The organism is Streptomyces sp. NPDC017676, assembly GCF_044329325.1.
Taxonomy (GTDB): Bacteria; Actinomycetota; Actinomycetes; order Streptomycetales; family Streptomycetaceae; genus Streptomyces.
This window is the reverse complement of the sequence record NZ_JBIRJA010000039.1, coordinates 26019-36781: the sequence shown is the minus strand read 5'-3', so window position 1 is coordinate 36781 and position 10763 is coordinate 26019. Positions and strand designations below refer to the sequence as shown.

Genomic DNA, 10763 nt, shown 5'->3' with positions numbered 1-10763 from the left:
ATCAACGGCCCGAGCTACCGCCTGAAGAACCGCCTTAAGGCCATCGAGCAGGAGACCGAAGTGGCCTGACAACTGGGGACGTTCGCCCGTACGCAACTGGGGAGAGAAGGCCGTACGCCGACAGTACCTCCTGATCACCGCTCCCGGCCCGTGCCGAACCCATGCCCGCCCCACCGATATGGAAGGCACCGCCAAGTGACCACTCCCGTCTCAGATTCGGATGACGTCGCACCGCGTGCTGCCCTGTCCGCAGGGCAGCACGCCGTCCCCCGGCACACGGTGTGGGTCGGCGCCGCCGTGCTCGTTACTGACCAAGTCGGCCGCGTCCTGCTCGTTCACCCCACCTACCGCGAGGACGGCCGGTGGCTGCTGCCCGGAGGAGTCGTCGAACCCAAGCGTTAATGTGATCTGCATCACCGCGCTCTGTGGGTCCCGAGTGCCATATACGGGCAGCCTTTCCACGCGCCGGAGATCTGCCGAGAGTTCCGCGTAGGGTTCCGCGCAAGCCCCTCTGGAGCCTCACCATGGATGAATCGATCACACACTCGCGGAGATGTATGCGATCCGCTGAGTGACGTGCGCGAGGCACGCTTCCATCCACACGTCTGTCAGGTGCGGTGGGATGAGGCCGGGCTCCTCCTCAGGGTGGCAGAACCGGTACTCGCTGAGTTCGCTCTCCTGCAGGGTGATCGCCTGCTGGTCTTCTCGGCTGAGGACGCCGCCTTCAAAGATGTACAGTGCTTGGGCTCCCTTGCCGGAAGCTGTGATCCAGGCGTGGACCAGCAGTCGGCCGATGGGTGGAGTGATGCCCAGCTCTTCGCGAACCTCACGGACGACCGCGTCGTATGGGGTCTCTCCGTGTTCGATGTCGACGGCGCCGCCGGGCAGGTTCCAGTAGTCCTTGTAGGTCGGGTTGACGATGAGGGCTTCCCCGTCGTCGTTGCAGAACAGGGCTGCGGCTGAGGCGGTCAGGTTCATGGTCTGCTCTTTACGCTGTGGGGACGGGGGCGGGAGGCTGTGCTGCCAGCAGGGTGTCGATGTGGGGGTCGACCTGGCGGTAGGCGCGGGCGACGCGCTGGAGCCAGGTGACTTCGGAGGCGAAGTCGTCACTGGCTGTGTAGAAGGCGACCGGTGCTCCGGCCGGGGCGTCGGCGGCATCGAGTGCGGCTTTGAGCCAGTAAGCCTCGGCGACGGCGTCGGCGTCCTCGGCGGTGTGGCCTTCGGCTTCGGCGAGTCGACGGGCGCGCTGGAAGAGGTCCGACGGGGCGCGTCGGCGCAGTTCGTGGGTGACGTCGCGGATTTCGGTGACGTAGCGGCCGAGTGTGATCTGCGGGGTGGTGTCGTGGGCGAAGATGTCCCGCAGCGTGTTGATGACGGCGGCGGCGCGGTGTCCGCCGAGGGCTTCGCTGGGTTGGTGCAGGGCGATGCCGTCGACGGCCAGGACCAGGTCGCGCCACAGTCTGTGCAGTCCGACGAGTGCTTTGATGGCGCGGATCCGGGAGGCGAGTGCGTGGGTGGCCGGTGTGATGGAGCCGAGCATCCACAGCAGGAATCCGGCATACAGCGTGCTGTCGGTGACGTGTTCTTGTACGGAGCCGGCTTCCGCGAGGGCTGGTCGGATGGTGATCGCCGTGACGTAGGCGGTGCGCAGTACGGCGTACAGGACCAGCAGTGTCATGCCGCCGGTCATCATGGTCAGGCCCGCGCGCAGGGTCTTCCGCGCGGCGAGGCGTGCCGCGCGGCCCCACTGGTAGGCGCAGACGCCGGCGGCTGCGCCTGTGTAGGCGTTGAAGAGGCCGAGGTAGAGGATCAGGGCGGGCTCGCCGACGTGCCGTCCCACGAAGTACGGGCTGTCGGCGAAGGTCTTCGAGCGGTCCAGGGCCAGGAAGAAGAGGGCGGCGAGGCACAGCACGGTGGCCAGCGAGGCGCGGGCTGCCGTGCGGTGCACCAGTGAGCTGATCTTGATGTGGCGGGCGGTGGTGTCCTCGTCGTGGTAGACGTCGCTGATGTAGGTCAGCAGTTCGCATATGCCGATGATTGCCAGGACGTGTTTCAAGAGGGTGGGCAAGTCGTTGACGCCGAGTTGGTTGACGACGAAGCGACCGCTGTCGGTGCGTAGCCACCAGGCGGCGGCGAACGCGGCGAAGGCGCCGGAAAGAGAGCGGCCTCGGTGTCGGCCGCGCAGCGCGGCGGGGAAGCGGAGGGCCGTCTGCAGGAGCAGGAGGCCGGTGATTAGTGAGACAAGCGCATCAGAGACGGACACGGTTCTTCTCGGTGGTTGAATGACGGGGCTGCTGGGTGAAGTGCAGCCTGGACAGGTCTTCGTCGAGATGTCGGAGGGTGGCGTCTTCGATGTAGTCGACGTCGTAGGCTTCGTGGTGGAGCAGATCGGCCAGCATCTCGGCGCGCCGCTCGACGACGGAGTCGTATCGGTGTCGGGCCATGATTCGGCCGCGCTTGGTGAGTCGCTGCAGAAGGTCGGCAGGAAAATCCGGCAGAAGGCTGACAAGTTGCTCGAAGCTGGCCTCGGTGACGTCGTCGCACCACAGGTGGGCCAGCTCGTGGAGGATGATCCTCTGGCGGTGGAACGCTGTGGTGCCGTCCACGTACAGGATCAAGTCGACTGGGACGTCGTCCAGCTGGAGCCATAGGCCGTATACGTCGGTGCTGGCCAGTAGGTGATCAGGGATGGCTACGAGTTTGATCCGCCGTCCACGCTCGGCCTCGATGCCGGCGATCAGGCCGTCCAGGGTGAACGGCCGTGGCACAGGCATCTGCGAGAGCACCTCACGGCATTCCTGCCGCAGCGTGCGCTGACTGGCCGAACCGGCGCTGCCCGTGAGACCTGGGCCTCTGCCCCGGCCGTTGCGGAGGTTCGTCCACCACATCCTGCGTCATAGTCTCCTTGCTCCCCCGTTGCGTTGTCCCTGGCTGCGCATGTCGGCGGCCGGTACACCTCGGCCAGGTCAGTGGCCGATGGAGATGCCGCCGTCGACGGGCACCACGGCGCCTGTGATGTAGGGTGCGGCGTCACTGGCGAGGAATGCGATCGTCGATGCGATCTCTTCCGGGCGGCCGATCCGGTTCAGCGGCACCTCGCGCAGGATCGCGGCGGTCCGCTCCTCATCAGGGTCAGCGGCCATGTCCGTGTCGGTGAGGCCCGGCGTCACGATGCGCACCGCCGCGAAGTCTTCTTCCGGCATACGAAGGTGCATCTGGTCGCGGGTGATCCCTGCGTTTGCCACCAGTACCTCAACCGGGCCGTGGGTCGCTTCGGCGTCTTTGAAGGCCATCTCGACCTGCTCTGGATCGGTGACATCGCAGCACACCGCCAGGCAGCCTCGCTCCACGAGATCCCCCGGGTGGTTTCCGCTGCGGTAGGTAAAAGCCACCTTGTATCCCGCATCAGCGAACGCGTGCACTGCGGCGTGTCCGATTCCACGATTTCCGCCAGTGATCAATATGGATCTGGCCATGAAGGTCCCTTTCTGCCATCGCAGCAGCCGAATCACCAGCTCAGGGAGCCGGCAGGGCTGCGCCGGTGACTTTAGGGCGGGAACGGGCAAGGATCAGGAGGCCGTCGCAGCGCCTATGCTGTGAATGAGAACTGGCAGTTCACATCAACTTGCCCCCGGCCATATTCCGACGGCACGTCAGCTTTCCCGAGAGGTGTCAACTCGACTGCTGTTGTGCACCAATTGACACGAAGCGCCGAGCCGCACGGAACTGTGCGCCAAGGCAGCCATGTGATACAGATCCCACCCTGAGCGTTATGGGAACGTTATGAAAAGCAAGGCGGCGGAGGCCTCGACCATCTCCCGCATTCTACGGCAAGCTCGTGCACGTCGCGACGCTTCGGACATTCCGGGGTTCACCGCAGCATTCGGAAACAGATCCCGACCTGGGATCACGCAGGACGAGACGGCGAAGCTCGCCGGCGTCAGCCGCCGCTGGTACAGCGCCCTCGAATCCGGCCGGCCGGCGAACTACAGCGACGCCTTCCTGCAGGCAGTACGGCGCATCCTCGACCTGACCTCGGACGAGTGGCACATCGTCTACCGGCTCACCCGAGGGCACACTCCCGTCGAAGCCCCTGTCAGTCCGCTGACGGCATTGCTGCCCGATCCGGTCCGCGACCTCGTCGAGCACAGCGAAAAATGGCCTCTGTACGTCAGTGACCACCGGTGGGATGTCCTGGCCTACAACGCCAAGATCCTGGAGATGTTCCCCTGGATGACGTACGGCCTCAACGTGATGGAGTGGGCTCTCACCTGGCCCGAGGCGCGCACGCAGCTGATCGACTGGCAGGAGGAGTGGGCCTCGCCGATGATGGCTCAGCTACGGGTGCACGCCGAGCAGTACCGCAGCGACCAGCGTCTCCAGGCGATCATTGAAGTTGTGCGCCGCGATCCCATCGCGCGAAAGCTCTGGGATTCCCCTCATCTGCCACTAAACGTCACTCACCCGGTATCGCACCGGCCCCGACGCCTCTATCTGCCACGGCAGGGAGGACGGGAGTTCGCCGTGCGGTTCATGGCTTTCACTCCCATCGAACTCCCCTCCTGTCGCTTGATGGCCATCACTCCAGCTGAGCCGACAACGGCATGACAGCTGCCCGATCAATCGATCAGGCACCAAGTCGGTAAGCGCCTCGGCAGACTGACATAATGTCAGCTCTTTGAACGCCTCACCTAGGTGCTTTACGGCGTGCAATTAGAGCTGGATCTGGGCGAATCGCCCGACCGGCCAATCATACGATCGGGCACCGAGTATGGTGCGCGCTCGTCGTCGCCCAAGGGGGAAAGCATTCGACGTGCGTGCTGGATGCCGGCCGCAACGGCGGTGTCAGCTCTCGTGATCGTGTGGTGCGATTGCTTCCGTACGGGCTTTGGAAACTTCCTTGTTGATGAACGCAAGCAGCTCTGCGGACAGCCCCGCTTCCGCGCCACCACGGGCGGCGATGGCAGCCACCTGGTTACTCAGCACCAAGGTTTCCGCGATCACCCGCTCAACGCCGGCATCACCGGACTTGAACATCAAAGGCGTGGTGTCCAGAGCCTCTGCAAGGGCCTCAAGGACCTCGTCGGACGCACTCACCACCGCACCGGTCCTCAGCCCGTGCACGAGGTCCGCTGTGAGGACTTCCGCCCCGACAAGGGCGTTTCCTCGCGCAGCGAGGACGGCGTCAGTGATTGGGGCGGGTAGCCGGTCAAGCAGATAGGCGATCTTCCCGGCGAGCGTGGCCGGCAGCATGGCGGTATCCGCCGGCACAGTCTCTGCGGACGGCGACTCGTCCGGTTCGGGCACGTCATGGCCGAAGGACCGCTCCTGCGCTCGCCGTAGCGCTTCCACCTTCACGCCGTAGGCGTCGGCCAGGCGCTGTTCGTACTCGCTGCTCAGTCGCCGCTGCCCGTTCTCAGCGGCGGCCACCGGCCCTGCCGTCCGCGTCCCGGTCAACTCGCGGGTTGCGCTCTGTGAGTAGCCGGCATCAGCCCGCAGATCCGCAAGGTCCGGCCGCCCCTTCCGGGGAAACAGCTCATCAAGGTCCCGCCGGACCGCCGCGGCCAGGCGCGGCAGTTTCTCAGGGTCGGGCACCGATCGGCCCTTCTCCCAGGCACTGACGCGGGCAGGGCTGACGCCAACGACCTCCGCCACTTCACTCTGCTTGAGATCCAGCTCCCGGCGTGCGAGCAAGAGGGCCTGGGCGTCGAACAGCCGGGCCGGCATCCAACACGTCCTTCCTCTTCCGGCGAGATGCATCGCTTCTGTTCACTTGATCGATGAGCTGAACGAGGATACTTTCGTTCCATCGATCAAGGTGAGCTGACAGCTTACCTCCCGGCCTGGCCGTCATGCCCGCACCCGGACGAAACGTCTCTGCACATCCGCACCGAGGGATCACCACATGCCCCGCCCGCCGCCGGCATCTCGCGCCGCACGACTTCTACAGAGTTTAAGAGCCAAGTCTGGACCTTGACGCGAGTCCGTGCGTATGTTCATCGTCCCTCGGACGGCCCGTCTGGGGCACCCGCGAGCGTGAGGAACGCCGCGGGTACCGAACAACTTCGCAGGTCCGCATACAGCGACGGCGCCCAGGAGCGGCTACTCCAGGACGCCGAACGCGTAACGGCACGTACCGCCCTGAGGCGGGCCCGGCTAGGCCCGACGGGGCGGAGATTGCCCACCATCATCACGCTGATCCCTGTCCACGGGGCGCGTCAGCGTGGCAACACTGCAAAGGGGATTCTTGCATGCCTCCCGCCCTGCGCAAAAGGCCCGACGATCCGGCCGGCGCGGCAGCCACCTTCTCCCTGGCGTCCCACGACCTCGGCACTCTGAGTGACGCCTGGCCGTCAACGGAACGACGCTCGAACCTTGCGGGCGGGGGTGGCCGATGAGTGTCAATGCCCGTGAGTGGGTGTGGGAGCACAGTTCCAGCCGGGGTACCGCGCGTCTCGTCCTGCTGTCGATCGCCGACCGGGTCGCGGACGACAAGTGCGTCGCCTGGGCCTCGGTGGCGAGTCTGGTGGAGCGGACGAACGCCAGTCGCACGGCGGTGCGAGACGCGCTGGTCGCGCTCGACAAGAGCGGCGAGCTGAAGACGCTGGAGCACCTGGAGGGCCCGCAGCGCACCACGGTCTACCGGCTGCCCCGGGCTGCCGCCTGGCTGGCCAAGGTCGCCGAAGCCCGATGTGGGGACCTGGAGGCGTACGTCGAGCCGCCGACCGACTCCGACCCGGTGCCGGAGCTGGACGAAGAGGCCCAGAAGGACCTGCGGCGGTACGGAATCTGGCCGAAGAAGGGGACGGAATCCGACCCCTCACGGCGGAATCCGACCGGTGCGGAATCCGGCCCCTCCCGACGGAATCCGACCCCTCGACGTGCCGGAATCCGACCCCACCACGGTACGGAATCCGACCCCCAGAACCGTAGAGAACCTAAGTTGAACCGGAAAGGCAGCAGTAGTGGTGCTGCCGTCACCTCGGCTGCCGACTGGCAGGTCGACCCCGCCAGCCACACCTGGGCCTACCAGCAAGGCCACCTCGACCGCCTCGGCGAGGACGGCCTGCGCACCGCCGACGCGAAATGGCGTGCGCACCGTGCCGGGCACACCCCCCGATCGGCGGCTGCCTGGGCTGGCGACTGGCGAGCCTGGATCGCCCGGGAGCACGCTCCGGCCCGGCCGAACCTCTACGCCCTGCCCGGTGGCGGGTCCGCCCCGGCGGGCAGGATGACCCGCGCCGAGGCCCACACCGCCGCCCTCCTCGCCGCCCTCGACGAGCCGACGCCGACGGGAACGGAGTAGCCATGGACCGTCGCGAAATCGCCGCCCTGCTGGCCTACATCGGCCGACTCGACCCCCGCACCATCCGCACCGACCAGGGCGAGGCCCGCGACCAGCTCGCCCAGTGGCATGAGCTGCTGGAGGACGTGCCGCTGGCCACGCCGCACGGCTGGGACGCCCGGATCGCCGCTCGCCGGCACATCCGCCTCTCGCCGTACCAGATCCTGCCTGCGGACATCGCCCGCCCGTGGGAGAGCTACAAGCGCGACCGCCTGCACCGGCACACCGACCCCACCCCGTTGGCCGACCCCGACGACCAGGCGGCCTGGACCGCCGAGCTGGTCGGCACCCGCCGCGCCGTCGCCACCGGCGCCACCCAGCCCGCGGCCTACCGACAGCTCACCGGAAGCCGGGCCAACCCGAGGCTGAAAGCACGGCTGGAGCAGGTCGGCTCCTGCATCCCGCCCGAGGCCCGCGCTGCCCTCGCGCCCTTCCGCCGCGCCCGCGCCGCCCGCGAGGAGGCCATCGCCCAGGGCCAGCCCGACGCACTGTCGGTGCGCTGCGACTGGTGCGAGGCATCAATTGGCGAGCCGTGCCGGCGTCGGCGCGTCGACCCCGACGGCTTCGCACGCGGCAGCGCGCTGCGGGAGGAACCGCATCCCTGCCGCAAGGACCTCGCCGCCGCCCAGCAGCGGCAGCAGACGGCGATGGCCTGACCGGCCCGCCCGTGGTGCACCCCAGCCTGGTGCGCCCGCGCAAAACCATCGTCCCGCCCCTGCTGCGCCACCTTGCCCGGTGCCGCAGCAGGCGCCCGACGCCGCGCCCATCCACTGCCGACCTGCTGTCGGCCGGCGCGGCAGCACACCGGAGACCACCTTGCGCCACATCACCACCCACACCTCGCCGGCCACCGGCCTGCGCTCAATCGGCGACACCAGCTGGCAGCCCCACGGCGCCTGCCACGGCATGGACCCCGACGACGCCGACGCCACCTTCTTCCCCCTACCCCGCGACCACGAGGCCATCGCGGACGCCAAGGAGCTGTGCGGACCGTGCCCGGTGCGCCGCGACTGCCTCAACTACGCCCTGGAGAACGACCTGAAAGAGGGCGTCTGGGGCGGACTGACCGCGGCCGAACGCCGCCCCTGGCACGACGGACTGCCCCGCCGCCTCGACTACAGCCGCGTGGTCGCCTTCTTCAACGGCCGCGACGTCCACCTCACCGAGGCCGAACGGCAGGCCGTCATCGACCACGCCTACGTCCGCGGATGGCGACCCGACCGGCTCGCCTCCGCCCTGCAAATCGGCACCAAGCACGCCCGGGACCTGCTGCGGCAGGCCGCCAACAAGGTCTTCGACCGCGACCGCACCCTCGGCGTGCCCCGGCGGAAGAACGCGGAGAAGAAGACCGCGCCCGCCCGGCCCGCAGCACAGCAGCCCGTCTCCCGCCCCGTGGCGCCGGCCTCGGCGCACGCCCCTCTCGGAAAGGTCGCATGACCCACCCTGTCCTGTCCCTCGGCGCCGCCCCGGACCTGTCCGTGCTCCTCGCGCTCGGCGTCCCCGCCGTCGCGCTGACCCTGGCCGTGGTCGGCTGGGCTTTCCAGCGGCGGGCACAGCACCCGCGGAAACGACTCGGCAATACCGCGGTCGTGGTCTCCGCCCTGGCCGCGCTCGGCTGCACCGCCTACAGCGCCGACACCAGCTGGCGCTTCGCCGCCGACTACCTCAACATCGCCGGCACCGCCGAACGCGCCAGCATGTTCGCCGCCGCGGAACTGGGACTGTTCGCGACCGCGTTGATGGCCCGGCAGAACTTGAACACCCAGGGTGCCCCGGGGCTGCCGGGCACCTTGGTGTGGCTCATCACCGGGGTCCAGGTGATCCCCGCCTACGCCGAGAGCGGTCCCGTAGGAGGCACTGTCCGCGCCTTCGTGGGACCGGTCATGGCGGCGATGCTCTGGCACCTGGCCATGGGCATCGAGCTGCGCCTGCGCACCCCTGGCGCCGCTTCCCACGGCCTGATCGCCACTCTCGGGCGAGAAGCACGCGAGCGACTGCTGTCCCGGCTTGGCATCGCCGCCCGTGACCGCGACGCCGCGCAGATCACCCGGGAACGCGCCACCGCTCGCGCCGTGGCCCTCGCCACCCGGCTCGCTGAACTCACAACCGAGCAGCGGCACAGCCGACGGGGCCGGCGCCTGACCCGGCGGCTGTCGAAAGCGATCGGCCGGGCCTCGGTCGGCACCGACCCGGCCCAGCGCGCCGAGCTGCTCGCCCAGCTTGCCGCCCGCCGACACGCACTCGCGCTCGCCACCGTCCCGCTGCCCTCCCCGTGGTCCCCACCTCACTCCGGCGAGATGGCGACCACGGTGGCCGCCGCGAGCGTCGAGAGCGACTCGGTCCCCAACGACAGTCCCCGCATCGGCGTGGCTGGGGACGGGGACCGGGGACCGCAACCTCACCGGGGACCGGGGACTGTGAACGCCGAGCGGCCCGCGGGGACCGGGGACCGTGAAGCGGGGACCGCGGTGGGGAACGAGAACCGAGCCTTGAGTCCCAGAGACCACGAGCCGGGGACCGAGGCAGTGAACCCGGAGACCGGTGAGGAATACGAGAGCCGCTCGGGCACCGGCCTCCCGGCGGAGGAAGTACCTGCACAACGCCGTGAATGGCACCGGGGACCGGGGACCGCCGAGTCGGGGACCGACACCACCGGGGACCGGGGACCGACCGACACGGGGACCGACACCACCGGGGACCGGGGACCGACCGACACGGGGACCGACACCACCGGGGACCGGGGACCGACCGACACGGGGACCGACACCACCGGGGACCGGGGGCACAAGGTTCCCGGGCGCCGGACGCCGGCCTCGAAGGCGACGGGCAAGCGCAGTGTCCGGTCGAGAGGCTCCCAGGCGCAGCGTCCGCCGCGCGAGCCGGAGCAGGACGTCGACCAGCTGGTCGAGCTGATCCGTCCCCACGTGCCCGCGCTGCTGGAACGGGACGGCAACGAGGCTGTGACCCGGGTCCAGGTCAGGGAGATCATCCGCCGCGAGAAGCTCCCCGGCGGCCGAAACGACCGACTCAGTCTGGTCCTGGCGGCCCTGCGCAGCCCGGACAGCATCACGACGACAAGGAGCATCACCCGATGAGGACTTGCCCGCAGTTCGCTGCCCTCCGTGAGGAGTACGAGCGGGAGATCGGTTATCTGAGCGCTCACTCCGAGCGGCATGCCGGCAGGCCGTCGGCGAAGGCCAGCGCGACGTACGCGGCTTCAACGAAGGCGCGGATGGCCCGGGCGCTCAGCGGCCACATCGGACGCTGCCCCGTGTGCGGCTGACCCTGCAAACCAGCAGGTCACTCCCCCTATCGCCCTGCGGTGGGGCGCGGGGGGGGCCGGGCCCCCCCGCGCCCCGCCGCGGCAGGGGGGGTGAGCCCCCCCACACGCGCGGCCGGGGCCTGCCCCCCGCGGGGC

11 protein-coding genes are annotated in these 10763 nt (G+C 68.8%); 6 read left to right on the top strand and 5 right to left on the bottom strand.

Annotation, left to right across the window (positions count from 1 at the left end):
- Window positions 1-537 precede the first annotated feature (537 nt).
- From ACH4LD_RS42380 to ACH4LD_RS42365, 4 genes are all read right to left on the bottom strand, one after another.
- Window positions 538-978 (bottom strand): NUDIX domain-containing protein, encoded by a 441-nt coding sequence (locus tag ACH4LD_RS42380; RefSeq protein ID WP_398059832.1) that lies wholly within the window; start codon window positions 976-978, stop codon window positions 538-540.
- A gap of 10 nt (window positions 979-988) precedes the next feature.
- Window positions 989-2263 carry an MAB_1171c family putative transporter gene (locus ACH4LD_RS42375; RefSeq protein WP_398059834.1) on the bottom strand — a complete coding sequence of 425 codons (1275 nt, stop codon included), beginning with the start codon at window positions 2261-2263 and terminating at the stop codon, window positions 989-991.
- Window positions 2250-2888 carry a hypothetical protein gene (locus tag ACH4LD_RS42370; RefSeq protein WP_398059836.1) on the bottom strand — a complete coding sequence of 213 codons (639 nt, stop codon included), beginning with the start codon at window positions 2886-2888 and terminating at the stop codon, window positions 2250-2252. Before ACH4LD_RS42370 ends, ACH4LD_RS42375 begins: the two co-directional genes overlap by 14 nt.
- A gap of 78 nt (window positions 2889-2966) precedes the next feature.
- Window positions 2967-3476, bottom strand: a complete 510-nt coding sequence (locus ACH4LD_RS42365) for an SDR family oxidoreductase (RefSeq protein WP_398059838.1) — start codon at window positions 3474-3476, stop codon at window positions 2967-2969.
- Between the two features lie 307 nt (window positions 3477-3783).
- Here ACH4LD_RS42365 and ACH4LD_RS42360 point away from each other — a divergent pair, with 307 nt between their 5' ends.
- Window positions 3784-4608: a helix-turn-helix domain-containing protein gene (locus tag ACH4LD_RS42360; RefSeq protein WP_398059840.1), complete on the top strand. Its 825-nt coding sequence runs from the start codon at window positions 3784-3786 to the stop codon at window positions 4606-4608.
- A gap of 237 nt (window positions 4609-4845) precedes the next feature.
- Here the strand turns inward: ACH4LD_RS42360 and ACH4LD_RS42355 are convergent, their stop codons facing one another.
- Window positions 4846-5727: a helix-turn-helix domain-containing protein gene (locus ACH4LD_RS42355; RefSeq protein WP_398059841.1), complete on the bottom strand. Its 882-nt coding sequence runs from the start codon at window positions 5725-5727 to the stop codon at window positions 4846-4848.
- A 667-nt stretch (window positions 5728-6394) separates the two neighbouring features.
- On the opposite strand from ACH4LD_RS42355, the gene ACH4LD_RS42350 reads away from it, so the two are divergent.
- From ACH4LD_RS42350 to ACH4LD_RS42330, 5 genes are all read left to right on the top strand, one after another.
- Entirely contained in the window at window positions 6395-7306 is a 912-nt protein-coding gene (locus ACH4LD_RS42350) for a helix-turn-helix domain-containing protein (protein WP_398059843.1), read from the top strand.
- 2 nt (window positions 7307-7308) lie between these two features.
- The gene (locus ACH4LD_RS42345; protein WP_398059845.1) at window positions 7309-8001 is read left to right on the top strand and encodes a hypothetical protein; all 693 of its coding nucleotides are present in this window, start codon (window positions 7309-7311) and stop codon (window positions 7999-8001) included.
- A gap of 160 nt (window positions 8002-8161) precedes the next feature.
- A complete protein-coding gene (locus tag ACH4LD_RS42340) occupies window positions 8162-8782 on the top strand; it encodes a WhiB family transcriptional regulator (protein ID WP_398059847.1) in 621 nt (206 codons plus the stop codon).
- Window positions 8779-10440, top strand: coding sequence for a hypothetical protein (locus ACH4LD_RS42335; RefSeq protein WP_398106225.1), 1662 nt, complete (start codon window positions 8779-8781; stop codon window positions 10438-10440). The genes ACH4LD_RS42340 and ACH4LD_RS42335 overlap by 4 nt, the downstream gene beginning before the upstream one ends.
- The gene (locus ACH4LD_RS42330) at window positions 10437-10628 is read left to right on the top strand and encodes a hypothetical protein (RefSeq protein WP_398059850.1); all 192 of its coding nucleotides are present in this window, start codon (window positions 10437-10439) and stop codon (window positions 10626-10628) included. Before ACH4LD_RS42335 ends, ACH4LD_RS42330 begins: the two co-directional genes overlap by 4 nt.
- Window positions 10629-10763: the final 135 nt, after the last annotated feature.

What these genes read in the sequence shown, in the direction of transcription:
- ACH4LD_RS42355 (WP_398059841.1), bottom strand. Translation starts at nt 5,727, where the DNA reads ATGCCGGCCCGGCTGTTCGACGCCCAGGCCCTCTTGCTCGCACGCCGG.
- ACH4LD_RS42370 (WP_398059836.1), bottom strand. Translation starts at nt 2,888, where the DNA reads ATGTGGTGGACGAACCTCCGCAACGGCCGGGGCAGAGGCCCAGGTCTC.
- ACH4LD_RS42330 (WP_398059850.1), top strand. Translation starts at nt 10,437, where the DNA reads ATGAGGACTTGCCCGCAGTTCGCTGCCCTCCGTGAGGAGTACGAGCGG.
- ACH4LD_RS42360 (WP_398059840.1), top strand. Translation starts at nt 3,784, where the DNA reads ATGAAAAGCAAGGCGGCGGAGGCCTCGACCATCTCCCGCATTCTACGG.
- ACH4LD_RS42345 (WP_398059845.1), top strand. Translation starts at nt 7,309, where the DNA reads ATGGACCGTCGCGAAATCGCCGCCCTGCTGGCCTACATCGGCCGACTC.
- ACH4LD_RS42365 (WP_398059838.1), bottom strand. Translation starts at nt 3,476, where the DNA reads ATGGCCAGATCCATATTGATCACTGGCGGAAATCGTGGAATCGGACAC.
- ACH4LD_RS42335 (WP_398106225.1), top strand. Translation starts at nt 8,779, where the DNA reads ATGACCCACCCTGTCCTGTCCCTCGGCGCCGCCCCGGACCTGTCCGTG.
- ACH4LD_RS42380 (WP_398059832.1), bottom strand. Translation starts at nt 978, where the DNA reads ATGAACCTGACCGCCTCAGCCGCAGCCCTGTTCTGCAACGACGACGGG.
- ACH4LD_RS42350 (WP_398059843.1), top strand. Translation starts at nt 6,395, where the DNA reads ATGAGTGTCAATGCCCGTGAGTGGGTGTGGGAGCACAGTTCCAGCCGG.